General features: G+C 71.1%; 25 protein-coding genes. 17 read left to right on the top strand and 8 right to left on the bottom strand.

Annotated elements, in window-relative coordinates; genetic code table 11:
* Positions 1 to 5: 5 nt before the first annotated feature.
* A complete protein-coding gene (locus tag ACGGZK_RS18725; protein WP_395244133.1) occupies positions 6 to 677 on the bottom strand; it encodes a winged helix-turn-helix transcriptional regulator in 672 nt (223 codons plus the stop codon).
* 75 nt (positions 678 to 752) lie between these two features.
* Between ACGGZK_RS18725 and ACGGZK_RS18720 the strand changes: the two genes are divergently transcribed.
* From ACGGZK_RS18720 to ACGGZK_RS18695, 6 genes are all read left to right on the top strand, one after another.
* The gene (locus ACGGZK_RS18720; protein WP_395244132.1) at positions 753 to 1,193 is read left to right on the top strand and encodes a VOC family protein; all 441 of its coding nucleotides are present in this window, start codon (positions 753 to 755) and stop codon (positions 1,191 to 1,193) included.
* Positions 1,194 to 1,196: 3 nt separating this feature from the next.
* Positions 1,197 to 1,421 carry a hypothetical protein gene (locus ACGGZK_RS18715; protein WP_395244131.1) on the top strand — a complete coding sequence of 75 codons (225 nt, stop codon included), beginning with the start codon at positions 1,197 to 1,199 and terminating at the stop codon, positions 1,419 to 1,421.
* Positions 1,422 to 1,438: 17 nt separating this feature from the next.
* On the top strand, positions 1,439 to 1,588 hold the full coding sequence (locus tag ACGGZK_RS18710) for a hypothetical protein (protein ID WP_395244130.1): 150 nt from the start codon (positions 1,439 to 1,441) through the stop codon (positions 1,586 to 1,588).
* Between the two features lie 5 nt (positions 1,589 to 1,593).
* Positions 1,594 to 3,108 (top strand): dihydrolipoyl dehydrogenase family protein, encoded by a 1,515-nt coding sequence (locus ACGGZK_RS18705; protein ID WP_395244129.1) that lies wholly within the window; start codon positions 1,594 to 1,596, stop codon positions 3,106 to 3,108.
* 149 nt (positions 3,109 to 3,257) lie between these two features.
* The gene (locus tag ACGGZK_RS18700) at positions 3,258 to 4,052 is read left to right on the top strand and encodes an SDR family NAD(P)-dependent oxidoreductase (RefSeq protein ID WP_395244128.1); all 795 of its coding nucleotides are present in this window, start codon (positions 3,258 to 3,260) and stop codon (positions 4,050 to 4,052) included.
* A gap of 87 nt (positions 4,053 to 4,139) precedes the next feature.
* Positions 4,140 to 4,949 carry a hypothetical protein gene (locus ACGGZK_RS18695; RefSeq protein ID WP_395244127.1) on the top strand — a complete coding sequence of 270 codons (810 nt, stop codon included), beginning with the start codon at positions 4,140 to 4,142 and terminating at the stop codon, positions 4,947 to 4,949.
* A 7-nt stretch (positions 4,950 to 4,956) separates the two neighbouring features.
* Here ACGGZK_RS18695 and ACGGZK_RS18690 read toward each other — a convergent pair whose 3' ends face one another.
* Positions 4,957 to 5,523, bottom strand: a complete 567-nt coding sequence (locus tag ACGGZK_RS18690) for a helix-turn-helix domain-containing protein (RefSeq protein WP_395244126.1) — start codon at positions 5,521 to 5,523, stop codon at positions 4,957 to 4,959.
* 77 nt (positions 5,524 to 5,600) lie between these two features.
* Here ACGGZK_RS18690 and ACGGZK_RS18685 point away from each other — a divergent pair, with 77 nt between their 5' ends.
* A complete protein-coding gene (locus ACGGZK_RS18685) occupies positions 5,601 to 6,563 on the top strand; it encodes an NAD(P)/FAD-dependent oxidoreductase (RefSeq protein WP_395244125.1) in 963 nt (320 codons plus the stop codon).
* Here the strand turns inward: ACGGZK_RS18685 and ACGGZK_RS18680 are convergent.
* On the bottom strand, positions 6,553 to 7,785 hold the full coding sequence (locus ACGGZK_RS18680) for a serine hydrolase domain-containing protein (protein ID WP_395244124.1): 1,233 nt from the start codon (positions 7,783 to 7,785) through the stop codon (positions 6,553 to 6,555). The two genes, ACGGZK_RS18685 and ACGGZK_RS18680, sit on opposite strands and share 11 nt — an antisense overlap.
* Positions 7,786 to 7,997: 212 nt before the next feature.
* On the opposite strand from ACGGZK_RS18680, the gene ACGGZK_RS18675 reads away from it, so the two are divergent.
* Complete coding sequence (locus ACGGZK_RS18675; RefSeq protein ID WP_395244123.1) at positions 7,998 to 9,281, top strand: serine hydrolase domain-containing protein; 1,284 nt, start codon at positions 7,998 to 8,000, stop codon at positions 9,279 to 9,281.
* Positions 9,282 to 9,323: 42 nt separating this feature from the next.
* Here the strand turns inward: ACGGZK_RS18675 and ACGGZK_RS18670 are convergent, their stop codons facing one another.
* The 3 genes from ACGGZK_RS18670 to ACGGZK_RS18660 all read right to left on the bottom strand — a co-directional run bounded on the left by ACGGZK_RS18670 (position 9,324) and on the right by ACGGZK_RS18660 (position 11,390).
* Positions 9,324 to 9,590 (bottom strand): hypothetical protein, encoded by a 267-nt coding sequence (locus ACGGZK_RS18670; RefSeq protein WP_395244122.1) that lies wholly within the window; start codon positions 9,588 to 9,590, stop codon positions 9,324 to 9,326.
* Between the two features lie 395 nt (positions 9,591 to 9,985).
* On the bottom strand, positions 9,986 to 10,777 hold the full coding sequence (locus tag ACGGZK_RS18665; protein ID WP_395244121.1) for a hypothetical protein: 792 nt from the start codon (positions 10,775 to 10,777) through the stop codon (positions 9,986 to 9,988).
* Positions 10,778 to 10,814: 37 nt separating this feature from the next.
* On the bottom strand, positions 10,815 to 11,390 hold the full coding sequence (locus tag ACGGZK_RS18660) for a dienelactone hydrolase family protein (RefSeq protein ID WP_395244120.1): 576 nt from the start codon (positions 11,388 to 11,390) through the stop codon (positions 10,815 to 10,817).
* A 434-nt stretch (positions 11,391 to 11,824) separates the two neighbouring features.
* Here ACGGZK_RS18660 and ACGGZK_RS18655 point away from each other — a divergent pair, with 434 nt between their 5' ends.
* The gene (locus ACGGZK_RS18655; RefSeq protein ID WP_395244119.1) at positions 11,825 to 14,005 is read left to right on the top strand and encodes a hypothetical protein; all 2,181 of its coding nucleotides are present in this window, start codon (positions 11,825 to 11,827) and stop codon (positions 14,003 to 14,005) included.
* A gap of 20 nt (positions 14,006 to 14,025) precedes the next feature.
* Here the strand turns inward: ACGGZK_RS18655 and ACGGZK_RS18650 are convergent, their stop codons facing one another.
* Entirely contained in the window at positions 14,026 to 14,598 is a 573-nt protein-coding gene (locus tag ACGGZK_RS18650; protein ID WP_395244118.1) for a dihydrofolate reductase family protein, read from the bottom strand.
* Between the two features lie 98 nt (positions 14,599 to 14,696).
* On the opposite strand from ACGGZK_RS18650, the gene ACGGZK_RS18645 reads away from it, so the two are divergent.
* The 7 genes from ACGGZK_RS18645 (at position 14,697) to ACGGZK_RS18615 (ending at position 22,303) form a co-directional block, all read left to right on the top strand.
* Complete coding sequence (locus ACGGZK_RS18645) at positions 14,697 to 15,272, top strand: TetR/AcrR family transcriptional regulator (RefSeq protein ID WP_395244117.1); 576 nt, start codon at positions 14,697 to 14,699, stop codon at positions 15,270 to 15,272.
* A gap of 98 nt (positions 15,273 to 15,370) precedes the next feature.
* Entirely contained in the window at positions 15,371 to 15,664 is a 294-nt protein-coding gene (locus tag ACGGZK_RS18640) for a hypothetical protein (protein WP_395244116.1), read from the top strand.
* 25 nt (positions 15,665 to 15,689) lie between these two features.
* Positions 15,690 to 16,931, top strand: coding sequence for a hypothetical protein (locus ACGGZK_RS18635; RefSeq protein ID WP_395244115.1), 1,242 nt, complete (start codon positions 15,690 to 15,692; stop codon positions 16,929 to 16,931).
* 391 nt (positions 16,932 to 17,322) lie between these two features.
* Positions 17,323 to 17,796 carry a nuclear transport factor 2 family protein gene (locus ACGGZK_RS18630; RefSeq protein WP_395244114.1) on the top strand — a complete coding sequence of 158 codons (474 nt, stop codon included), beginning with the start codon at positions 17,323 to 17,325 and terminating at the stop codon, positions 17,794 to 17,796.
* Between the two features lie 181 nt (positions 17,797 to 17,977).
* On the top strand, positions 17,978 to 18,676 hold the full coding sequence (locus tag ACGGZK_RS18625) for a LysE family translocator (RefSeq protein ID WP_395244113.1): 699 nt from the start codon (positions 17,978 to 17,980) through the stop codon (positions 18,674 to 18,676).
* A gap of 87 nt (positions 18,677 to 18,763) precedes the next feature.
* Entirely contained in the window at positions 18,764 to 21,361 is a 2,598-nt protein-coding gene (locus ACGGZK_RS18620; protein WP_395244112.1) for an ATP-dependent Clp protease ATP-binding subunit, read from the top strand.
* Between the two features lie 168 nt (positions 21,362 to 21,529).
* On the top strand, positions 21,530 to 22,303 hold the full coding sequence (locus ACGGZK_RS18615; RefSeq protein ID WP_395244111.1) for a lysostaphin resistance A-like protein: 774 nt from the start codon (positions 21,530 to 21,532) through the stop codon (positions 22,301 to 22,303).
* 31 nt (positions 22,304 to 22,334) lie between these two features.
* On the opposite strand, the gene ACGGZK_RS18610 is transcribed toward ACGGZK_RS18615, so the two are convergent.
* Entirely contained in the window at positions 22,335 to 23,138 is an 804-nt protein-coding gene (locus ACGGZK_RS18610; protein WP_395244110.1) for a hypothetical protein, read from the bottom strand.
* Between the two features lie 234 nt (positions 23,139 to 23,372).
* Here ACGGZK_RS18610 and ACGGZK_RS18605 point away from each other — a divergent pair, with 234 nt between their 5' ends.
* Entirely contained in the window at positions 23,373 to 23,738 is a 366-nt protein-coding gene (locus ACGGZK_RS18605) for a cupin domain-containing protein (RefSeq protein WP_395244109.1), read from the top strand.
* Positions 23,739 to 23,749: the final 11 nt, after the last annotated feature.

Raw genomic sequence — 23,749 nt, 5'->3', positions numbered from 1 at the left:
CGGGCTCAGTCCGGCAGCGCGAAGCGTGCGAGGAACGCGGATGCCTCGCCGGCATCGCCCTCGATGCGGAGGTCGCCGGCGCGCAGCGCCGCGGGAAGCGTGCGGCGGCCGAACATGACGGCCCGCAGGGTGGATTCGGCGCCCTCGATCACGAGGGACGGATCGGGGCCGGCGGCGCGGGCGACGTCGATGCGGTCGGCACCCGCGCCGGCTGCCTCGTCGGCGCCGATCTCGACGTCGAACGCGTCGCGCACGAGTTGCACGCGGGCGCGGCCACGGAATCCGGCGGCGCCCGGTGACGGCACGAACAGCGACTTCAGCGCGAGTGCGAACGCGTCGTTGCTCATCTCGGCGCCCTCGGGCACCGGCGTCCGGGCGCCCCACCGCGACATGGCGACGAGCACCGGTTCGAGCTCGTGCCCGAGGGTGGTCAGTTCGTAGGCCCGGGTGCTCGCCGGCGGGCCGAGCAGCGTGCGCCGCACGATGCCGGCGGCCTCGAGATCGCGCAGGCGCTGGCTGAGCACGTTCTGGCTGATGCCCTTGAGGCCCGCCCGCAGGTCGGTGAACCGCTTGGGCCCGAAGACGAGTTCGCGTACGACGAGCAGCGCCCAGCGTTCGCCGATCACGTCGAGCGATCGGGCGATACCGCAGGCATCCTCGTAGTTCCTCGTCGACACGGGAATAGCGTACGCCTCTCGCACCGTTTACTCCTGCATCAGGATCAAATGATCCTAAATGAGGAGTGAATCACCATGGAACTCAAGCTGGAGGTCATCGTCCTCCCCGTCTCCGACGTGGACCGCGCGAAGGCCTTCTACGAGAAGCTCGACTTCCGCCTCGACGCCGACTTCGCGGTCGACGAGGGCTACCGAGTCGTCCAGCTCACCCCGCCCGGGTCGCAGGCGTCGATCATCTTCGGCGCCGGACTCACGACCGCCCCCGCGGGATCGGTCGACCGCATGCTCCTCGTCGTCCCCGACATCGAGCAGGCTCGCGCCGACCTCGCCGCACGCGGCGTCGACGTGTCGGAGGTCTTCCACGAGGCCGGCATCTTCGTGCACCCCGGCGCCGACCACCGCATCCTCGGCGCCCACCCCGAGCGCGCCGACTACGCGTCGTTCGCCTCCTTCAGCGACCCCGACGGCAACGGCTGGTTGCTGCAGGAGATCGTCGACCGCCTCCCGGGGCGTTGAGCCATGGACGCCCAGATCGACGTGGACGCCGGCGCCACCGGCACCCCCACGATCCGCCAGCTGCTCCTGCGCCTCCTCGAGGCCGCCGCCGCAGCGCACGGCGCCTTCGAGGCTGACGAACTCGGCGGCGTCTTCGACGAAGCCTGGCCCGACTGGTACGCGGGGCACATGACCGACGCCCTCACCGCCGCCGGCTACCGGCTCAGCCGCGAACTCGACCAGCGCTGAGGCATCCGGAGCTCGCGATGCAACTGATCTGGTACCTCGCCGGCCAACGACCCGAACTCGCCCGGCTCCGGGCCGCCGCCGCACGTCGCGACCTCGCGACGCGCGGCGGGCGCCCCGGCGTCACCCACCGGCCGCCCGCGGCGGCCACCTCGCAGAAGGAGCACTGAGCACCATGCGCACCGAACCCGGTACCGATACCGGCAGCACCCTGGTCGAGGAGTTCGACCTCATCGTCCTCGGCGGCGGAGCCGTCGGCGAGAACGTCGCCGATCGGGCCGTGCAGGGCGGCCTGACCAGCGTCATCGTCGAGCACGAGCTGGTCGGCGGCGAATGCAGCTACTGGGCGTGCATGCCCTCGAAGGCGCTGCTGCGCTCGCAGGCCGCCCTCGAGGCGGCGCGGCGGGTGCCCGGCGCGGCCGAGGCCGTCGCCGGCGAACTCGACGTCGCCGCGGTGCTCGCGCGTCGCGACCGCGTCGTCGGCAACTGGTCGGACGCCGGACAGGCGGACTGGGTCCACGGAGCGGGCATCGCGCTCGTCCGAGGGCACGGCCGGCTCAGCGGCATCCGCGAGGTGACCGTCACGCGAGCGGATGGCTCGACCGTCGTGCTCGTCGCCCGTCACGCGGTCGCCGTCGCGACCGGTTCCGACCCGCTCATCCCCGACATCCCGGGCCTCCGCGAGGCGAACCCGTGGACGAGCCGCGACGCGACCAGCGTCAGGCAGGTGCCCGGGCGGCTCGCGATCATCGGCGGCGGCGTCGTCGCGGCCGAGATGGCGACCGCATACGCCGGGTTCGGCGCCGAGGTGACGCTGATCGCCCGCGGTGACCTGCTCGACGGCATGGAGCCGTTCGCCGGCGAGCAGGTGGCCGACTCGCTCCGCGAGCGGGGCGTGCGACTGCTGCTCCGCACCGGCACGACGAGGGTCGCGCGGGATGCCTCGGGCGTGACGCTCGAGACCTCCACCGGCGCGCTCGTGCATGCCGACGAGGTGCTCGTCGCCACCGGACGCGTGCCGCGCACCGTCGGCATCGGACTCGAGACCATCGGGCTCGACCCGGGCTCGTGGCTCGAGACCGACGACACGCTCCGCGTGCCCGGCTTCGACTGGCTGTACGCCGTCGGCGACGTGAACCACCGCGCGCTGCTCACCCACCAGGGCAAGTACCAGGCGCGCGCGGCGGGCGACGTGATCGCGGCCCGCGCGAACGGGCAGCGCGTGTCGGATGCCCCGTGGGGCGCGCACGTCGCCACCGCCGATCACCGGGCCGTGCCGCAGGTGACGTTCACCGACCCCGAGGTCGCGTCGGTCGGGCTGACCGCCGCCGCGGCTGCGGCCGCCGGGCTCCGCACCCGCGTCGTCGACTACGAGATCGGCTGGGTCGCCGGCGCGAGCCTGCACGCCGAGGGCTACCAGGGTCGGGCGCGCATGGTCGTCGACGAAGGCCGCTCGGTCGTCGTCGGGGCCACGTTCGTCGGGCCGGATGTCGCGGAGCTGGTGCAGGCCGCCACCATCGCGATCGTCGGGGAGGTGCCGCTGGATCGCCTCTGGCACGCGGTGCCGGCGTATCCGACGATCAGCGAGGTATGGCTGCGACTGCTCGAGGCCTACGGGCGGGGGAGTGCGGAGCCGGCTTCCGGTCGCGTGTCGGATGACGCGTGGCTCGAGGCATCCGTCGTGGTCTGATCACATCGGAACGAAGAGCGAGCGCCGCGCCGGGGAGTGGTTTCCGGCGCGGCGCTCGAGTTCATGCAACCTGAGGGTTGCGTCTTGCTGAGCCATATGCAACCATTCGATTGCACAACAGGAACGAGCACACGAATGGAGGCGGCACCATGCTGCTGGAGGACAAGGTGGCCGTGATCCACGGCGGAGGCGGGTCGATCGGCGGCGCGGCCGCACGGGTGTTCGCCCGGGAGGGGGCGCGGCTGTTCCTCGCCGGGCGCAGCCTGCCCCGGCTCGAGGCCGCCGCGGCGGTCGCACGCGCCGAGGGTGCGGAGGTCTCGATCACCGTCGTCGACGCGATGGACCAGGCCGAGGTCGACCGGCACGTCGACGCCGTGGCCGAGGTCGCGGGCCGCATCGACATCGCCCTGAACGCGGTCGGGTTCGACCACGTGCAGGGCCTACCGATCGCCGACACCTCGCTCGACGACTACCTGTACCCGGTCGCCGGGTACCTGCAGACGAACTTCGTGACGGCGAAGGCCGCCGCGCGGCACATGGTCTCGCAGCAGAGTGGGGTCATCCTGACGATCTCGACGCCGGGCGCGCGACTCACCGGCCGCGGCCTCATCGGCAACGCGGCGCAGTCGGCCGGACTCGAGGGATTCTCCCGCGCACTCGCCGGCGAACTCGGCCCCGACGGGGTGCGCGTCGTCTGCGTGCGACCGCACGCCATGTCGGACGCGCTCGCCACGTCGTACACGGCCGACATGTTCGGCCGCATCGCCGACGCCGGCGGCATCCCGATGGATGACTGGCTCGACGGCCTGGCCGGCACGACCATGCTCGGCCGCCTGCCCGTGCTCGACGAGCTCGCCGAGTACCTCGCGTTCGCGGCATCCGACCGCGCCCGCTCGATGACCGGGGCGATCGCGAACCTGTCGGCGGGGGCGCTGGTCGACTGACGCGGCGGGCGTCGCGGGGCCGCCCGGCCCTGCTACGGTTCGATCGGAACCGTGCCGGCGCCGGGCTCACCGACGAGAGGAACCGCCGTGGAGGATCTGCGCGTCGAGGGCGAGGCGTCCGAGTCGCCTCACGAGATCGAGCCCGGCCCACCGGAGTGGGACGGGCTCGTCGGGGCCGTCGTCGCCTCGCTCGTCGCGGTGGCCGGCGTGATCATCGGCGCCGTCCTCGTGCTGCAGAGCCAGGCCGGGTACGCGTTCCAGAGCATGGATGCCTCGGCCCTCCTCACCGACTCGGTCATCGCGATGGCCGTGGCGGTCGGGGTGCCGCTCGCGGTGATCGCGTGGTGGGGCATCCGTCACCGGGCCGTCACGCGGGCCCGGCGTCGCCATCGCTGGGGCCCGCTCGTCACCGCGTGCGTGTGCCTCGCGCTCGGCCTGACGAGCATCTTCGTCGTCGGATCCGCGGTGCGACGGGTCGAGGACGCGGCCCTCGTGGACTTCCAGCACTCCTTGGACGTCGCCGAGGTCGAGGCCGACGCCGTCGACCACCTCGATTGGATGGCCAGGTCGCTGCAGCTCGCCGCGATCGGCGAACCCGAGCTCACCCGGGAGTCGTGCGTGCTCGCCGACGGGGATCGCGGCGTGGCACCCACGGTCGTGATCCGGGCGCGCACGGCGGGGAACGTCGGCGCTGACGACCTGGCCCGGGTGGCGTTCCGGTTCTGGCAGGGCGACGGGTACGACGCGCACACCGATCTCGGGCAGGGGATGGCCTACGTCTCGGGGGTGCCCCTCGAGGACCCGTACGACGAGATCATGGTGATCCGCGACCTGCCCACGCCCGACGTGCACGAACTCTCGTACCACGCGGTGTGCATGCCGCCCGCCGCGCGGTAGGCCGGCGTCACGCCGAGGCGCGGGTGTGCACCTTCGCGCCCTGCGCGTTGAACAGGCAGAGCACCTCGAGCAGGTCTGGACCGGGGTTGGCGAACCCGTGCGGCACGCGGGTGTCGAACTCGGCGGCTTCGCCCGCCTCGACGATGAGGTGGTCGTCGCCGAGGAGCAGGCGCATGCGGCCGGAGATCACGTAGATCCAGTCCCAGCCGGGGTGCACGTACTGGCGGATCGGCTGGTCGGGCGTCGGCGGATGCACCTGCTTGAACGCCTCCCACGGCCCGGATCCTCCGGAGAGCGGCACCGTCACGACCCCGTTCTTCAGCCGCGGCCGCGGGTGGATGCGCGGATCGCCGAGCGCCGGCGCCCCGACCAGGTCGTCGAGCGGCAGCCGGTAGAGCCGCGCGAGTGGCAGGAGCAGGTCGAGCTGGGCGCGGCGCGCGCCGGATTCGAGGCGCGACAGCGTGCTCGTCGAGATGCCGCTTGCCTCGCTGACGGCCCGCAGGGTCATGCCGCGGGACTCGCGGATCGCGCGCAGGCGCTCGCCGATGCCGGCCAGTTCATCGCGTTCCTCCATGGCGCTCCTCATCTTCCGCGTTGCCGGTTCGGCAACAAGCATTGCCGATGCATCCGCCCGACACCAGCATGGAACGCATGGAAGACAGCCCTCAGGAACCCATCGATGTCGTGATCGTGGGCGGCGGGCCCGCCGGGCTCAGCGCCGCACTCTCCCTCGGCCGCGCTCGCCGGCGCGTCGTCGTCATCGACTCGGCCGAGCCCCGCAACCGCTTCGCCGCGCACATGCACGGCGTGCTCGGCCACGACGGGCTGTCGCCGCTCGCCCTGCTGGAGCGCGGCCGTGCCGAGGCGGCCGGCTACGGGGTGCGGATGCTCCGCGGCGAGGTGTCGTCGGCGCGCCTCGACGGCGGCGTCATCGAGGTCGACACGGCCGAGGGAACCATCCGGACGCGTCGACTCCTGGTCGCGACCGGCCTGCGCGACGAACTGCCCGACATCCCCGGCTTCCCCGAGCAGTGGGGGCGCGGCGTCGTCGTCTGCCCGTACTGCGACGGGTGGGAGCACCGTCACGACGTCATCGGCGTCGTCGCGACCTCGCCGCGCAGCGTCGAGCAGGCGCAGTTGCTGCGGCAGTGGTCGGATCGGGTCGTCTACTTCGAGAACGTCGTCGGCGCGGCATCCGATGCGGATCTCGAACGGCTCGCGAGCCGCGGCATCTGCGTGGAATCCGGGGCGGTCGCCGGTCTGCGCACCCTGGGCGAGGGCGACGATGCGCGGCTGAGGGGTGTCGAGGTCGACGGACGCGTGGTCGAGATCGGCGTGATCTTCACCGGCCCGACCATGCGGCCGCGCGACGGGCTGCTGCGATCGCTCGGCGCGTCGACCACGGTGAGCGAGCTCGGCGACTGGGTCGACGTCGACGACGACGGGCGCACGTCGGTGCCCGGCGTCTGGGCGGTCGGCAACGTCGTGAACCCGCGCGCGAACGTCTCCGTCTCGCTCGGGCTCGGGTCGCTCGTCGCCGGCGCACTCAACGCCGACCTCATCGCCGATGAGGTCGCCGCGGCATCCGATCGAATCGTCGGCGTCACTCGCTGAGGCAGGCGGTGCTCGACGTCGCCGCCACCGACTCGGGCAGCGCCGCGACCAGCGGCCGCATCACCTCCGCGAACGCCTCGCCCGTGCCGCCGTCGCCGTTGCCGACGATGGCGAGCACCGCGCCGGACCCCTCGAAGTAGTGCACGTGAGCGCCGTATCCGGGTTCGGCGCCACTGTGGTTCAGGTCGAGCAGGCAGCCCGAGACGGGGTCGAGGTGCACGTTCGCACCGAGTCCGTACCAGTACGCCGGCGAGAGCTCGATGGGTGCGCGGTCGTCGATGCGAGCTGCGCGCATCTCGGGGGTGAGGCCGAACCCCTCGCCGAAGGCGATCCCCCAGGTGTGCAGGTCGTCGAGCGTCGAGAGCATGGCGCCGGCCGCCCACGCCTCATGGTTGGTCCAGTCGGTGGTGTCGATCGGATGCTCCCGCGCCGGGCAGAACCCGGAGTAGCCGCGGTTGAACGGCTCCGCGAGCACGGCGTCGGGCGCGAAGCGGCTGCGGCTCATCGCGAGCGGCTGCAGCAGGCGTTCGTCGATGAGCGTGCCGAGCTCGGTGCCGGTCGTCTTCTCGAGGATGCGCCCGAGCAGGAACGTGTTGTAGCCCGAGTACGTCATGCCTTCGCCCGGCGCGTAGTCCATACGCGGGGTCGCGGCGCCGATCGCGATCATCTCGTCGGGCGTGATCTCCGAGTAGGGGTCGGCGCAGATGCGTTCGAGCTGCGCGTCGCCGGGCGGTCCGATGCCGCTCGACATGTTCATGAGCATCCGCAGCGTGATCGCGTCGGCCTCGGGGAAGTCGGGGTACCAGGGGGCGATCGTGTCGTCGAGCGAGAGCCCGTGCGTGCCGTCGCCGATGACCTGGAGCGCGACCTGCACGACGATCGTCTTGGTGATGCTGCCGATCCTCGACTGGTTCGCCAGGTCCATGGGCGTGCCCTCGTCGAGGTCGGACACCCCGCGGGTCGCGACCCATTCCCCGTACCCCGGGACCCACAGCCCGACGGCCACGCCGGGCATTCCGGATGCCGCGAACCCATCGTCGAGCGTCGCCTCGAGCTGTTCGCGGAGGGCGGGGTCGAGCGGCGCGTCCATCGGCGCGTCGAGCGACGTGGCGGGAGCTGTCGGCACGGCGTATTCGACGGTCGCGCCCTCGTCGAGGCATCCGGTCATCAGCAGCGTCAGGGCCGCGGCGACCGCGACCGCGCCTCGCCTCATCTCCCGCATTACCAGCCTCTCGGCTCGCGCACGACGCAGTTCGAGGGCCCGTGCCCTCATGCGCGACGTTACGCCGTGCGAGCGCGCCGAGCGTCGACCGTCGTGCCCCACTTCAGGGGGTGGGCGGCGGCTTCACGGGGTGGGCGGCTCAGTCGTGGGCGACTGATCGGACGGGCCCCAATAGAGTGAGGGAAGCCCGGTCTTGATCGAATGGGGACGACATGCCGAGCACAATCCGCACCACCTTCCTGACCGTTGCGCTGAGTGCGCTGCTCGTGACCGGGGTCGCCGGGTGCACGCCGGCGTCGACCGACGCCCCGCCATCCGGGCAGGCCTCGGCCGCGTCATCCGATGGGGCGCTGACCGTCGTCGAGGACGGCCTCGGCGCCGAACTGGGCGGACAGCTCGCGGCCGCCGCGACCGAGGCGTTCGCCGGCATCAGCGCGCCCGGCGCGGTCATCGGGGTGCGGACGCCCGAGGGCACGTGGGCTGCGACGATCGGGTTCGAGGACTGGGACGAGACGGTGCCGATGACCGCCGACGTCAACCACCGCGTCGGCAGCGTCACCAAGACGTTCACCGTCACGGCGCTCATGCAGCTGGCCGAGCAGGGGGTGCTCTCGCTCGACGACCCGATCGAGCAGTACGTGCCCGGCATGCCGAACGGCGACGCGACGCTCTTCGAGCTGGGGGCCATGCGCAGCGGCATCCCGTCGTACACGTTCGACGCGGAGTTCGAACAGGAGCTGTTCAGCAACCCGAACCACGTCTGGACCCCCGAGGAACTCGTCGACATCGTGCGGGGCGAGGCGCCGATGTTCGCGCCCGGCACCATGACCTTCTACTCGAACACCAACACCGTGCTGCTCGGCATGGTCATCGAGCAGGTCACAGGGAAGCCGATCGAAGACGTGCTGCAGGAGCAGGTCTTCGGCCCGTTGGGCCTCGACCGGACGATCTTCCCGACGGATGCCTCGTTCCCCGAACCGCACGCCCACGGGTACACCCTCCAGGGCGTCGACGACGGCGTGCCCGTCGAGACCACCGACTGGAACCCGTCATGGGGGTGGACGGCGGGCTCGGTCATCTCCGACCTCGACGACCTGCTCACCTGGAGCGAGGCCCTGGCCACCGGCGACGGCGTGCTGTCTCCCGAGTGGCAGCAGCAGCGCATCGACTCGTTCGACTTCTCGCTGCCCGTGTACACCGGCGAGGGCACCACCGCGCCGCAGTCGCCGGCTCGCGCCTACGGACTCGGCATGGGCCTCGCGCTCGGCTGGTACGGTCACGACGGCACGATGCCCGGCTTCAACACGGTGCTGCAGCACCATCTCGAGTCGGGCACCACGCTCATCGTCCTGGCGAACAGCGACATCAAGTCGGGGGAATGCCCCGAAGGAACGACCGTGGACGGCGGCCGCACCACCGGCACGTGTTCCGACCCGGCCGTCTTCATCGGCAACGCGCTCGCCGAGGTCGTGGGGCACCCGCTCGTCGAGGGGTGAGCGACGAGCGCGGGGCAGCGCCCTGCCGCGCCTGCGGCACTCTCATCGTGCGGATCGGAGGCGCGCCCACAGCGGGTCGCCCTCGCTCACGCCTGACACGATCCTGATCACGCCGCCGGCCTGGCCGACCCCGCAGGCGAGCGCGAGCAGCCCGATCAGTCCGGCCGCGGCGGAGAACCCGCCGAACGCGCCCTCCACGAGATCTCGAACCAGGATGGCGATCCCCGAGACGGAGCAGAGGAAGGCCAGCGCGGCGGTGACCAGGCGGGCGAAGATCGGCGGCTCGAAGTTCACGGTGCGCGCGAGCACCCACCCCCCCGCTCCTGCGCGGCCGCGCGCCGCCGGCGAACGGAGCGCGCAGCCAGGCCGCCGTGGCGATCGTCAGGGCGCGACCCGTTCGCCACAGCTTCGCCAGTGCCCCGGATGCCGCGATCGCGAGCGCCGCGGCCAGCGCGATCACGACGAGGTCGACCGGTGCCACGGCGCCGTCGAGCGCCGCAATCGCATCGAGCATCCCGCCGACCACGAACACCCCGATCGCGGCGACGAGGAAGGCGGCGAGTCCGAGCATCCACCGTGACCAGCGCTCGTAGTCGCTGCGCAACTCCGCGGCGATGCGGCTCGACCGCGCGGCATCCTGATCCGACGTCTGCACGTGGAGCAGCGTCTTCGACGACGGGAGGACGAATGCGAACGTCATGCCGTCAGGCCCGGTCGGGCCGGTAGTAGTCGGAAGCCGCGTCCGGGGCGAGCGTGAGCGCCAGCCTGCCCGGCGCGGTCGCGCGTGCCTCGGCGCCGACCGCAGGGTCGATGTGCCCCCGCTCGACGAGGCGGTCGATCGCCGCGTTCCGTTCGGCCAGGATGTCGCGGAGTTGCTCGGCGGGCATCTCCGTCATGGCCTGGTCGACGTTGTCGTGGGGGTTCTGCGGGCCACCGGCCGTCGTGTTGCCGCGCATCAGGATCGCCAGGTAGATCGCCACATCGATCGCGATCACGGCGATCCAGGCCCATGCGCCGGCGTCGAGCAGGTCACCGCCCGCGGTCAGGCCGATCAGCAACGTCACGGCGCCCGGCACGATGTGCAACAGCGTGTTCGAGCGCAGCGCCGACTTCGCGACCGCGCGAGGGTGTCGGTGACGCTGGAGCTCGCTCCACCCGGTGACGGGCAGCGAGATCAGCGTCAGGATTCCTGCGAACGCCAGCGGGAAGTCGTAGGAGTCGCGTCCGGGCAGCCACTCGAGCATCGCCGCCGCGCCCAGGAACGGTGCGACGAGCAGGAACATGTAGGCGAGCGACTGCAGGCAGCTTCCGGCCGTGATCCCGGGGCGCTCGCTGCGAACCGCGTCCTTGGGGGCGAGCACCATCAAGGCATGGTGCGCGGTCGGCGCCCGCCTGAACGAGCGAAGCTCCAGCTGCCACCACTGGAGCGGCCCCCAGGTCTCGGCCCCGTCAACGAGTGCGGTCAGGGTGCGGTCGGTCGGCGGGGGCGTGCGCATCCGTCCAGTCTTCCAGCACGGACGGTGAGGGCTCGCCTCAGCCGACCCGATCGAGGAACGCCAGCACGCGATCGGTCAGGAGCCTGGCCGCATCCGCGTCGTAGCTCGGCAGGCTCGAGTCGGCGAAGTAGTGCTGGTCGCCGGGGTAGAGGAAGAGGTCGCCGTCGTCGGCCGCCGCGACGATCTCGCGGGCCGCGTCGACGTCACCCTCGTCGATGAAGATCGGGTCGGCGTCGGCCCCGTGGATCTGCACCGGAAGGGACGCCGGCCACTCCCCGAACTCCGACGGCGGCAGCGCCGAGTAGAAGAACAGTGCGCCCGCTGCGCCCGGCCGCGTCTGTGCAAGGTACTGCGCCGGCACGACCCCGAGCGAGAAGCCCGCGTACACGAGCTCGTTCGGCAGCGGCTCCGCCGCCCGGGCCGCTCGCGCCATGACCTCCTCCCAGCCGATCTCCTTCGCGTACCCCACGCCCTCGTCGATCGTGCCGAACGTGCGACCCTCGAACAGGTCGGGCGTGTGCACCGTGTGACCGGCTGCGCGGAGTTCGTCGGCGAACGCCCGCAACCCGTCGGTCGGGCCGAGCGCGTGGTGGAACATCAGGACTTCGGCCATGGCGATGCCTCCTCGTCGTCGCGGTGGGACCGTGGGGACGCTACTCGGGTCGCGGCGGGATGTCACGGGCCGGCCCGTGCGCCGCGGGCCGGTCGGCTCGACGCTCCGTAATACGAACACGCCCGGTGACAGCGGCCCGCCGGCAGAGCATGCTGGGGCGCAGCTGGCCCGCGAGTCGTCCGCCCGCCGCTTCCGCCGTTCGTGCCCGTTCGGGCACACCCACCGCCCGATCGGGCGGCGCGCGGACGCGGCAGGCCTCGCATGGGTAGCGTCCGAATATGCGAGGTCCGCCGCCGGCCCCCGGCAGGATTCGGGGCGGCCCCGGCATGCTGCGCGCATCCCGGGTGGCTTCGCCGCTGCCCACTGCGGCGGTCGAGCGCCGCACGGCATGTTCGACCGCGGATGCCAGGACTTCGGTGACACCCAGGATCTCCGTGAGCGGAGCATCCGGTGTCATGCGCGTGCCGGGCAGCGACCTGCTGGCGCTCCAGCGCACGGGCGGGAACGCGGCCACCGCCTGGCTGGTCGCAGCATCCATGCATGGAGGCGGAGTCGGTGCGATGGCGCCCGTGACCATTGCTCGTCAAACGCTCACCATTCCGCCGGAGCTCACGCTCAAGCCGACCACGCCGCCGAATCCGAACATGAGCATGGCACCGTGGGCGGCGACGGGCGGCGGGCCCGCGCCGAAGCCGGCGCCGGTCGGCGCCGATGGCCGGCCGCTACCCGACCGGTACTCGTCGCTACTGCGTCCGGCGCTCGACGAGGCGGATGCCGACCGGTTGCGCCGTGCCACCGGGGGCAGCGCCCTCGTCGGCATGATCGAGCAGCGCGACGCCGCGCGCCGGTCGCTCGCCGACATGGAGGCCCGGGCCCGAACCGCCGGCGGCGACCAGGGCGGACTGTTCGAGGAGTACGCGGCCGCCCACAGCTACGAGGAAGACCTCACCCGACGCATCCGCGAGCGGCTCGCACAACTCGGGGTCGCCGACGAAGCGGCGCTGTTGCGATTGGTGAACGACGAGTTCCCCCGGATGTTCCTCCGTGAGGCACGCCTCGTGGCCGACGGCATGCTGACCGCCAACGAGCAGGAGGCCCGCGCCGAGCAGCAGCGGTACTCGCAGAACGTCTGCAGTCCAGACATCGACGGACTGCTCGACGCCGACCGCACGCTCGCCCAGATCGATCCTCACCCTGCCGAGCTGTCCATCCGGGTCGCGGAGGACGCGCTGCGTCGGTTCGCGCCCGCGGCCGGCGTGCCGACGCCCGAGGAGTTCGAGGCGATGATCCCCGAGCACGAGCGGAGCGTGCTCGTCGATATCGCGAATCTCGACAAGAATCGCAACCTCGCGCCGAAGCAGCGCGCGGTCTATGACGCGGCGCGGTTCGGCTTCGGGCGCGAGTACCCGATCCTGCTCAACTCCACCTATCGCCCCGGCATGTTCTCGATGGCCTCCTACGACCAACTCGGCGAGGTGGTGCGCAGCCCGGTCGCCGACATCCTCGAGAACATCGCCAGGGTGCGCCGCGCGATCGCCGACGACGAGCTCAAGGTCTGGAACCTCCGCAACGTCCTGCAGATCACGTTGCAGCGCCTGAACGTCGACGACCCCGTGCTGATCGCGGCGGTGCAGCGCCGCATCTCCGAGATCGAATCCGACGAGACGTTCCTCAGCTGGGTGAAGGTCGCCCTGGCGATCGTGACGTCCGTGGTCGCCGGCCTCGTCTTCACGCCGGCCGCGGGCATGGCCGTCGCAGCCGCGTGGGGCGTCGGCAACCTGGCGGGCAGCATCTCCGACTACCGCAACGAGACCGCCGCCGAGAACGTGGCGCTCGAGGAATCCGAAGCCGACATCTCGCTGAAGGAGCCCACCCTCGCGTGGGTGATGATCGACGCCCTGGCGCTCGGTCTCGAGCTCGGGCCCCTCGCGCGAGCGATTCGTCCGAGCGCACGTGCCCTCGCGGCGCTCCGTACGCCCGCGGCGCTCGGGGCCTTCCGAGCCCGCGCGGTCGCCGCGGTCGGCGAGGAGGCGGCGGGCGAGCTCAGCCGCAAGGCCGCGACCCGGTTCGGGGTGGCAGCGGATGCTGCGGCCTCCGCCGACAACACGGCCGCCGCGGCGGCGGGCGACGTCGCCGCGGCGGGGGAGCGGGCACGGTTCCACAAGCCCACCGTCAAGGGGGATGCCACGAAGGGCGCCGGAACCGGCGGCACCAACAAGTACGGCGACTACTGGTACTCGACCCAGGGCACCGCCGCCGAGCAGAATCTCGCCAAGTTCCACGAGCAGGTCCACTCGATCCTGAGCCCCAAGCTCGTGGCGTTCCGCGAGTTCCGCGCGAGCCTGGGCATGACGCTGTACAAGAAGTCGTATCTCATGCGCGGTATCGAGGAGGCGCTCGCCGAGACCGTCGCGCAGCTTCGCGTGAACGGCATCAAGGGCATCCCGACCGGCCTCATGTTCCCGATCAAGAACGGCTACCTGTCGGTGTCGACCGTGGCCCAAGCCGCGCAGCTCGGCGGCGAGATCGCGCTCGGCAGCGTGCTCGTCGCGGGGTACTCGTACACCGTGTACTGGATCGCGACCCGTGACACGGGGTCGGATGGCGGGGAGTAGGCGGTCAGGACCGCGGGCAGTCAGGCCCGCGAGTACCACTCCACGACGTTGCCGCCGCTGAACGACCGCACGTCGTCGAGCTTGAACACCGTCGGTGAGAAGTCGGGACCGAGCGCCGGCAACCCGGCGCCCGCGACGACCGGGTAGCGCTTGATGACGAGTTCGTCGATCTCGTCGAGCAGCTGCCCCGCGAGGCGCCCGCCACCGGCGAGGTAGATGCCCAGGCCGGACTCCTCGGCCTTCAGGGCGCGGACGGCTTCGAGCGGGTCATCCGACACGATCTCGACCGACGGGTCGGCCTGCTCGAGGCTGCGGGAAACGACGACCTGGCGCAGGTGCGCGTAGGGCGACGTGATGCCGACCTGCAGCGCGGGGTCGTAGGTGCGGCGGCCCATGACGATGGTGTCGAAGCGGCTGAGCGGGGCATCCGCGATGCCGAACTGCTCGCGCGCCGCCGAGGGCAGCGCGTCGCCGTAGTCGCCGACCATCCACGCCAGGTAGTCCTCGGAGCCGGGGAAGAAGTCGACCTCGTCGTTCGGGCCGGCGATGAAGCCGTCGATCGACAGGGAGATGTAGTAGGTGAGGGTTCGCATGGATCCTTCTGGTTCGTGGCGGCCTCGGTGCCGCCGTTCGCAACCACTATAGCTATAGTGGTTGAAGAGTCAACAGGTTCTGAAGGAGGTCGGGGCGGATGGTTCGGAACGCCGAGCGACGACGCCAGTTGCTGGATGCCTCGGTCGAGGTGCTGGCCGGGCAGGGGAGTCGCGGGCTCACATTCGGAGCGGTCGACCGCTCCGCCGGCGTGCCCGCCGGCACCGCGTCGAACTACTTCACCTCACGCGACCAACTCGTCGACGAACTCGCCACCCACGTCTTCGAACGGCTCACGCCCGACCCCGACCAGGTGGCCGCCCGCCTGGCCGCCGGCCGCACCCGCGACACCGAACGCGACCTCATGCACTGGCTCGTCGAACGCGCCATGGGCGACCGGTCGGCCCACCTCGCGCTGTTCGAGCTGCGCCTGGAAGCGACGCGCAACCCGCGCCTCGCGCCCGCCGTCACGAAGCACTTCGCCGGCAACCTCGCCGGCGCCACCTCGGATCACGTCGACGGTGGGTTCCCGGGGGATGCCTCGACCGTGCTCGTGCTCTACCTCGCGATGACCGGGCTGCTGCTGGAGCACCTGACCATGCCCGGTCTGCTCGGGGAGGACGCGGTGCGGCGGGTGGTGGATCAGGTCGTGGAGCGGGTGGTGCCGGTGGGGTGACCTGGGCGGCGGGGAGCGCCGTCGCAGTGTGGCGGATGCCACGGGTGTCGCCGTTCGAAGCCTCGACCGATGCGCCCCAAAGTGAAAGAATCCTCACTATGGACGAGTTCGTGATCGTGCAGGTGCCCGAGGGAGACGTGGACGACCTCGCCGAGCTGATCGCCATCGCCGCCGAAGACGAAGAGGTGCAGATGGTGCATCCGTTCGACGGCGACACCGTCGCCCAGATCCTGATCGTCGCTTCCGCCACCACGTTGCCGTTCTTCAAGGCCTGGATGAACGCGCGCGTGTCGGCCCGCAAGTCGCTCGAGGTCATCCGCAAGGGAACCAAGATCAAGGGCGCGAGCGCTGATGACGTGGTGAAGATCATGCAGGCGCTCGACAAGAAGTAGACGGGCGGGCCGGCTGATGGGGAGGGTGGAACGCCTGCTCACGACGGCCTACGGATTCGACTGCATCTCACGGGTCGAACCGACGAACCGGCGCATGATCGAGGGCATGTTCGACGCGCTGTGGCAGGCGCTCCCGGAGCATCACCGGGCGCTCGTGCCGCCCGAACTCATCGTGATGTCGAGCGTGCGGGGGTTCACCCACACCATCTATCCCGGGCCGAGGTCGCCGCATGGGATCCACAGCCTCGTGTTCGATCAGGGGCTGCATAGCGACCTGCTCTCGCTGACGCACCATGTCGTCCTCGAGTCGCCGACGCACCTGGTCGACGTGCTCCTGCTGAAGGAGTTCGCGCGCCGGCTGGTGCTGGAGGATCGTCGCCTGGATGCGGCCGCCGTCGGCCTCTTCGCGAATGAGCTCGTCATGCGATACCGCGGCGGGCGAGAAGCGACCCGCCGCGAACTGGACACGCTCGCCTCGATGATGGACGGGCAGGTGCTCTTCATCCTCGCTCACGAGATCTTCCACACGATCCTCCAGAACCAGGGCGCTGAGGCCTTCTTCCGCGAGACGATCGACCTCCACGTGCGCGATTACCTGTCTCGATTCGAGCTCCTGGCGAAGATGCGGAGCACAACGCTCCCGGGACGATTCGCGGACGAACGCCGCGCCTACGACGCGATCGTCGACGTCTTCCGGCTGCCTGCACGCGAGTCATCCGATTCGTGGCCCGATCGCTACCACTCGCACCTCGAGTTGCTCCGCCGCATGGTCGAGCGGCCGCGCCTGTGGGACGAATTCATCTGCGATCTCTTCGCCGCGCTGCTGACGGTCCGCGTCCAGGCCCGGAGCGGGCTGCCGATCCCCTTCACGCTCGCGACCTGCGCGCTGGCGCTCGAGAACCTGGCGGTCATCCGCTACCTGGCTCGCGAGGCGGCCGAGGAACATGCGAGCGCGGACGGACTGCTCGCCGAGGCGACCGCGCGCGTCTCGATGTTCAGCGGTGCGGTCACGACGGAACTCATCTGGCAGGGGAGGCGGCACGACGTCGACCAGACCGGGCTCGCGGCGTCGGTGCTCAATGCGAACGGCGCCATCTCCGTCGCGCATCGGGTGATTCGCGAACCGCTGATGGCGCGTGACTGGGGCGAGGTGGCCAAGCGTCTCATGGACGCGGACCGGGCCTTGCGAGCAGCGGCGGTGGAGACCAGCGAGGACGAGGTGAACCTGCGCGGGCTGGTCGGATTCCCGCATCCCGGGTACCGCTGAGTCTCGGTGCCGACGGGCGCACCCGGGAGACCGAGCCTCGTGATCGCCGTCTTCGGCGCCTGCCATGCTGAGCGGTGCTTCAGCGCGCCTCGGATACCGCGTCGAGGTGCTCGCGCAATGCCGTGACGCCTTCACGCGTTACGGGAGCCCCGAGGTGGGGCCGATGGCTGGCGCGTACGTCGTGCCAACGCTCGCGCGACATGCGGAATCGCTCCAGGGTTGCGGGTGTGCCGTCCCGGGCGACCACCCATCAGGACTTCGGCCATGGCGATGCCTCCTCGTCGGCGGGGTGGGACCGTCGGACGCTACTCGGGTGGCGGCGGGATGTCACGGGCCGGCCCGTTCGCCGCCGGATCGGTCGGCTCGACGATGCGCGATACGAGCGCACACGGTGACAGCGGCCCGCCGGCAGAGCATGCTGGGGCGCATGGAAGGCGCGACGCAGTCGTCCCGCGACCCGGCCGACGTCATCGAGCAGCTGGCGGCCGCGATGAACGCCCATGACCTCGACCGGATGGTTTCGCTCTTCCACCCCGAGTACGACAGCCGGCAGCCCGCTCATCCGGGCCGTGCGTTCGTCGGCCGCGAGACGGTCCGCGCCAACTGGGGCGCGATGTTCGCGGGCATCGGCGGCTTCCGCGCCGAGGTCGTCCGCTCGGTGCAAGACGGGCCGCTGAACTGGTGCGAATGGGCGTGGCGAGGCACCCGCCCCGACGGAGATCCGTTCGACGTCCCCGGAGTGACGCTCTTCCGCATCCGTGATGGCCTGATCGTCGAGGGAACCCTGTACGTTGAGGAGGTCGAGGCCGATCCCGAGAGCATCCAGGACGCCGTCGAGGGCATGTCGGGCGCGCGGCCGGAGTGAGGTACGCGCTGATCACTCGGTGGGACCGTGGTCAGGCCCGCGAGTACCACTCCACGACGTTGCCGCCCGCTCGGGTGCGGCATCGGTCGCGAGGTCGCGGCGTCCGCATCGGGCGCGAAGTCACGCGAGTTTGTCAGGATTTGCGCCCGGCCCGCCCGCCGTGCGCTGTCAGCATGACGGCATGACCTCCGATCCGACCGCCGGCATCCTCGCGTTCACCTGGCTCGCCCTGGCGATGACCCTGGCCCCGGGATCGGACACCGTGTTCGTCATCCGCACGAGTCTCCGCGCGGGATGGAAGGTCGGCGTGATCGCAGCCCTCGGCATCGTGTGCGGCGTGATCGTGTGGGCCGGGCTCGCCGGGCTGGGCGTTGCGCTGCTGCTCGTGCGGTTCCCGGTCGCGTACGGCGTCATCGCGATCGCCGGCGGCGTCTATCTCGGGTACCTCGCCGTGCGCACGTTCATCTTCGCCGCGCAGATGTGGCGCAGCGCGCCCGCGCCAATCTCGGCCGACGAGGTGACGCCGGACGCGACCGGGCTCGTCGGGGAGTCGCGGACGGCCCTCGCCCCCTGGAGGACCTTCACGACCGGCCTCTTCACCAACCTGCTGAACCCGAAGATCGGCGTGTTCTACCTCTCGGTCATGCCCGGCCTGTTCATCGGCCAGACCCTCACGGTGTGGCTCGGCCTGCTGCTCGGCACCATCCACGCCGTGCTCGGCATCATCTGGCTGTCCGTCGTCTCGGTGCTGGCCGGATGGGCGCGAAATCACCTTCTGCGCCCGCGCCCGCGGGCCGTGCTCGAGGCGGTCTGCGGTGCGCTGTTGCTCGCGTTCGGCGTGTTCGTGATCGCCGAGGTCGTCGTCAATTCGCTCGGGTGAGTCGCACGTCCCGCGAGCCTCCGGGAATACCCATCCCCTCCGAGCGTTGAACTTGAGCGTACCCAACTCAAGTTCCAGGAGGACTAGGTGCCCGAAGACTTCAACCCCGAGGCCGGCTCGAGCTCGTTCGACGATTTTCTTGCCCGGTACCTCGCGGGTGAGCAGGCGCGGCAGGCTCGGTCGATCGACCTCAGCCGCTTCCTGACCGCCCGCACCCAGAGCATCCTGCAGCGTGCCGGACGCTTCGCGCTCGAGCGCGGCCAGACCGACCTCGACGCGCTGCACATCCTGCGTGTCATCGTCGAGGACGATGCGGTGAAGCAGGCCATCACGCGCGTCGGGGCATCCGTCGAGCGCATCATCACCGCGACCGAGGCGCGGCTGCCCGCGGCGACCGGTGCGGCCGACATCAACGCGGCGAACATCACCCCGAGCGCGAGCCGCGCGCTGTTCCACAGTTACCAGGTGGCTCGCTCGTCGGGTGCGACGTACATCGACCCCGAGCACCTCTTCTTCGCGCTCGTGCTCGGGCAGGATGCGCCTGCCGGGCAGGTGCTGGCGCGCGCCGGCGTGACCGCGGAGGCGCTGACGCAGCAGGTGCGCGAGACCATCCAGACCGATGGTGACGCCGACGGTGAGGGTGGGGGATTCCGACAGGCTCAATCCGCGGACGGCGCCAACGAGAGCAGCACCCCCATGCTCGACAAGTTCGGCATGGACCTCACCGAGCGCGCCGAGAACGGCGAGCTCGACCCGGTGATCGGACGCGTCGACGAGATCGAGCAGACCATCGAGATCCTCAGCCGTCGCACGAAGAACAACCCCGTGCTGATCGGCGAGGCCGGCGTCGGCAAGACCGCGATCGTCGAGGGCCTCGCCCGCGCGATCGTGGAGGAGAACGTGCCCGAGGCCCTCCTCGGCAAGCGCGTCATCTCGCTCGACCTGCCCGGCATGCTCGCCGGCACCCGCTACCGCGGCGACTTCGAGGAGCGCCTCACGAAGACGATGGAGGAGATCGCCGCCCACCAGGGCGAGCTCATCGTGTTCATCGACGAGGTCCACACCGTCGTCGGCGCCGGAGGCGGCGGCGAGGGCGGCATGGACGCGGGAAACATCCTGAAGCCCCGCCTCGCCCGCGGCGAGCTGCACCTCGTCGGCGCGACAACCCTCAGCGAGTACCGCCGCATCGAGAAGGACCCGGCGCTCGAGCGCCGCTTCCAGCCGGTCAAGGTCGGCGAGCCCTCCATCGAGGACGCCGTGCTCATCCTCCACGGCCTGAAGCCCGCGTACGAGCAGCACCACGGCGTCGAGTACACGGATGCCGCGATCCGCGCCGCCGTCGAGCTGAGCGACCGCTACCTGAGCGACCGCGTGCTGCCCGACAAGGCGATCGACCTCATCGACCAGGCCGGCGCGCGCCTGCGGCTGCGGCTCGGCGTGAAGGTCGACGTCAGCGCCCTCATCGAGCGCCTCGCGACCCTCGAGGCCGACAAGAACGCCGCCGTCACGGCCGAGCACTACGAGGAGGCATCCCGCATCCGCGACGAGATCCAGCAGGTGCAGGACCGGCTCGACGAGGCATCCGCCAGCGGCCGCGCCACCGCGACCGCGCAGGAGACCGTCATCGACGAAGCCGAGATCGCCGCGGTGATCTCGCGCGCCACCGGCATTCCGGTGAACCGCCTCACCGAGGGCGAGCGCGAGCGCCTCGCGACCCTCGAGGCCGAGCTGCACGCCCGCGTCATCGGCCAGGACGACGCGGTCACCGCCGTCGCGAAGGCCGTGCGCCGCAACCGCACCGGCATGGGCGACGCCCGCCGCCCGGTCGGCTCGTTCCTGTTCCTCGGCCCGACCGGCGTCGGCAAGACCGAGCTCGCCCGCGCGCTCGCCGACCGGCTGTTCGACGACGAGGGCGCGATCATCCGCTTCGACATGAGCGAGTTCGGCGAGCGGCACACCGTGTCGCGGCTCGTCGGCGCTCCTCCCGGATACGTCGGCTACGACGAGGCCGGCCAGCTCACCGAGCGCGTGCGGCGCAACCCGTACTCGATCGTGCTGTTCGACGAGATCGAGAAGGCGCACCCCGACGTGTTCAACCTGCTGCTGCAGGTGCTCGACGACGGCCGCCTGACCGACGGCCAGGGCCGCACGGTCGACTTCCGCAATGCGGTGATCGTGATGACCTCGAACCTCGGTTCGGAGTTCCTCGCGTCGCGCTCCGGCGCGCTCGGGTTCGTGGCGTCGACGGATGCCTCGGCCAACGGGTTCGCCTCGCAGGAGGACCTCCGCCAGCGCGTCATGGGCAAGCTCCGCGAGGCCATGCGGCCCGAGTTCCTCAACCGCATCGACGAGATCGTGATCTTCCAGAAGCTCACGAAGCCCGAGATCGCGCAGATCGTGCGTCTCATGCTCGGCGCCACCGTGTCGCGGCTCGCCGCGCGCGAGGTGACCTTCGAGGTGACGGATGCCGCGGTCGAGTGGATCGGCGAGCACGGCTACGAGCCCGAGTACGGCGCCCGCCCGCTGCGCCGCCTCATCCAGCGCGAGGTCGACGACCGCATCGCCGACCTGTTCGTCACGGGTGCGCTCGGCGACGGCGAGGCGGTCTCGGTCGACGCGGTCGACGGCAAGCTCGTCGTGGCATCCGTGCCCCGCGCCACCGTCGAGGTGCCGCTCGCGGCGTAGCAACCGCCACCGGTGGTTGAGCCTGTCGAAACCACCACCCCACCACGAAGGCCCGGTCCTCTCCCGAGGGCCGGGCCTTCGCCGCATGTCCCGGGGGCGATCACCGCCTCCGAACCGGTAGGTTCCAGAGGACACCGCCGGAACTCCGACCCACTGAAAGGGCCCTCCATGTCCGAGACCCGCGTCGCCGCACTTCGCGTTCGTCCCCGCATCTGGATCGGACTGACCATCTGGTTGGCGTACACCGTGCTGGTGTTCGTCGTCGGCAAGCTCTCGGGGGTTCCGTACACCGATCTCGGCGACGACGGCGGCACGCTCTTCCTCGGCGCCGGGCTCTCGCTAATCATCGGCGCGATCCTGCTCGCGATCACGACGAGCCTGCTCGGCTGGTGGCGCCCGGCGCTCTTCGAGCGGAAGCGCAGCGTTCGCTGGCCGATCTTCGTGCCCGTAATCATGGGCGTCGCCCTGGTGACCAACCTCGCCAGCACCGACTGGGGTTCCTACGACCTCGGCTTCTTCGCCGCATCGATCGTGCTGATCCTGGTGGGGTTCACCGAGGAGCTGACCACTCGCGGCCTGCTGCTCGTGGGCCTGCGCAGCCGCCTCGGGGAGGGATGGGTGTGGTTCCTCAGCTCGGCCGCGTTCGCGCTCATGCACCTCGTCAATGCGCTCACCGGCCAGGACCTCGGCACCACGCTCACCCAGGTCGGCTTCGCGTTCCTCGGCGGCACGATCTTCTACATCCTGCGACGCACCACGGGCACGCTGATCTGGGCGATGGTGCTGCACGGGCTGTGGGACTTCTCTACCTTCGCCGTCGGTCACGGCACCCCCGGTCCGCTGGGCGCGCTCGGCGGCACCATCTACTTGGTCGCAGGGATCGCCGGGCTTGCCGTCGTCGCCTTCGTCATCCGCGGCGCCGACGAACGCATCGCTCGCTGATCGGCGCGCCGCCCGGAGGGGTAGCCGCTGCTCAGGCGCTCGGCACCCGGAACATCTCCGTGCGGGCGATCACCCGGTCGCGTTCGGCGGTCAGCTCGAGCCGGCGCGGGTCGGCGACGTACGCGTCGAGGAGCGCCTGGCCGTGGACCCGGTACAGCTGCACCTCGGTCGGATGCTCGGGGCCGCGGTCGCTCCGGACGCGCTCGACGACCTCGATGCGGTAGTCGGGCATCAGGCCGAGCACGCGGTCCTCGTAGGCGACGAGGTCGTCCTCGAGGCCCGGCACGGCCCACAGCAGGCAGCAGAGCGTGAACGGCACGTCGTCGGGCTGCGCAGCCGGCCCGGCTGCCTCGCCCTCGGGCGGCACGGATGCTTCGCCCCGGCCCGAACCCCGCGATCCCTGCCACCACCGCTGCAGGCCCTCGACGCCGACGTACCCGGCGCTGTGCACGAACATCGCGACGATCGCGCTCGCGAGCAGCACCGCGCCGGCGATCCAGCTGACGTCCCAGAACGTCGTCACGATGCCCGCGAACGCGGCGCCCACGCCGATCGACCGGGCGATGGTCACCACCCGGGACGACGCGCGCCGGTGGCGGAACGACTCCTGCCAGTTGAGCATGATGAGTGCGGCGAGCAGTGGGATGGCGATCGCGAAGAGCACCAGGCTCGTGAGCCCGAGCGGAGTCGGCGGCGTCTGCGAGACGAGCGCCTGCACGAGCACGATGGCGATGCCGACCAGCGCGCCGTGCATCAGGGTGTCCTGACGCAGCCACTCGTCGGCCACCTTCGGGTCGCGCCGGAGCTCCTGCTCGACGAACTCGTCTTCCCGCATCGATCGCCTCCATCCGGACACCTGAGGGCGATTCTCGCAGCTCGGCGATCGGCCCCACGACCACTGCCGCCGCTGTGGAATCACGAACAACGTCCGCGAATTCGAGCGGGTGCCTGGCCTCCTCGTCGAGGACTGGAGCGACCTCCGTTCCTGAGGCGGCGCGGCGGGGGATGGTCTCGGCCCGCGTCAACCGGGCACCAGGTGGCAGGCGCCCGGCGGAGTACGCTCGCGCCCATGACCGACGCCATCGCCCTCGCCGCCGCCCTCGCCGGGATCCGCGAACCGTGGCAGCCCCACCGGCTCGCCACGCTCAACGACCAGGTCGACGTGAAGCTCGTGAAGCTCCATGGCGAGTTCGTGTGGCACACGCACCCCGACACCGACGAGCTGTTCCTCGTGGTCGACGGCGAGGTCGTGATCCAGCTGCGCGACCGCGACGTCGTGCTCGGTGCCGGCGAGCTGTTCGTCGTGCCGCAGGGAGTCGAGCACTGCCCGCGCGCGGAGCGCGAGGCATCCGTCATCCTCATCGAGCGCACGGGAACCGTGAACACGGGCGACGCGGGAGGCGAGCGCACCTCGGAGCTGCGCGAGCTGGGGTGACGCGGCGGCGC

It is taken from the genome of Agromyces sp. MMS24-K17, assembly GCF_043950245.1.
GTDB lineage: Bacteria > Actinomycetota > Actinomycetes > Actinomycetales > Microbacteriaceae > Agromyces.
The sequence above is the reverse complement of the archived record's forward strand: the minus strand, read 5'-3'. Positions and strand labels throughout refer to the sequence as shown.

Excerpts from the sequence above, each read along its gene's own strand:
- ACGGZK_RS18625 (WP_395244113.1), top strand. The coding sequence starts at position 17,978 with ATGACCTCCGATCCGACCGCCGGCATCCTCGCGTTCACCTGGCTCGCC.
- ACGGZK_RS18605 (WP_395244109.1), top strand. The coding sequence starts at position 23,373 with ATGACCGACGCCATCGCCCTCGCCGCCGCCCTCGCCGGGATCCGCGAA.
- ACGGZK_RS18715 (WP_395244131.1), top strand. The coding sequence starts at position 1,197 with ATGGACGCCCAGATCGACGTGGACGCCGGCGCCACCGGCACCCCCACG.
- ACGGZK_RS18710 (WP_395244130.1), top strand. The coding sequence starts at position 1,439 with ATGCAACTGATCTGGTACCTCGCCGGCCAACGACCCGAACTCGCCCGG.
- ACGGZK_RS18650 (WP_395244118.1), bottom strand. The coding sequence starts at position 14,598 with ATGCGAACCCTCACCTACTACATCTCCCTGTCGATCGACGGCTTCATC.
- ACGGZK_RS18660 (WP_395244120.1), bottom strand. The coding sequence starts at position 11,390 with ATGGCCGAAGTCCTGATGTTCCACCACGCGCTCGGCCCGACCGACGGG.
- ACGGZK_RS18720 (WP_395244132.1), top strand. The coding sequence starts at position 753 with ATGGAACTCAAGCTGGAGGTCATCGTCCTCCCCGTCTCCGACGTGGAC.
- ACGGZK_RS18615 (WP_395244111.1), top strand. The coding sequence starts at position 21,530 with ATGTCCGAGACCCGCGTCGCCGCACTTCGCGTTCGTCCCCGCATCTGG.
- ACGGZK_RS18690 (WP_395244126.1), bottom strand. The coding sequence starts at position 5,523 with ATGGAGGAACGCGATGAACTGGCCGGCATCGGCGAGCGCCTGCGCGCG.
- ACGGZK_RS18700 (WP_395244128.1), top strand. The coding sequence starts at position 3,258 with ATGCTGCTGGAGGACAAGGTGGCCGTGATCCACGGCGGAGGCGGGTCG.
- ACGGZK_RS18665 (WP_395244121.1), bottom strand. The coding sequence starts at position 10,777 with ATGCGCACGCCCCCGCCGACCGACCGCACCCTGACCGCACTCGTTGAC.
- ACGGZK_RS18675 (WP_395244123.1), top strand. The coding sequence starts at position 7,998 with ATGCCGAGCACAATCCGCACCACCTTCCTGACCGTTGCGCTGAGTGCG.
- ACGGZK_RS18685 (WP_395244125.1), top strand. The coding sequence starts at position 5,601 with ATGGAAGACAGCCCTCAGGAACCCATCGATGTCGTGATCGTGGGCGGC.
- ACGGZK_RS18680 (WP_395244124.1), bottom strand. The coding sequence starts at position 7,785 with ATGCGGGAGATGAGGCGAGGCGCGGTCGCGGTCGCCGCGGCCCTGACG.
- ACGGZK_RS18610 (WP_395244110.1), bottom strand. The coding sequence starts at position 23,138 with ATGCGGGAAGACGAGTTCGTCGAGCAGGAGCTCCGGCGCGACCCGAAG.
- ACGGZK_RS18640 (WP_395244116.1), top strand. The coding sequence starts at position 15,371 with ATGGACGAGTTCGTGATCGTGCAGGTGCCCGAGGGAGACGTGGACGAC.
- ACGGZK_RS18705 (WP_395244129.1), top strand. The coding sequence starts at position 1,594 with ATGCGCACCGAACCCGGTACCGATACCGGCAGCACCCTGGTCGAGGAG.
- ACGGZK_RS18645 (WP_395244117.1), top strand. The coding sequence starts at position 14,697 with ATGGTTCGGAACGCCGAGCGACGACGCCAGTTGCTGGATGCCTCGGTC.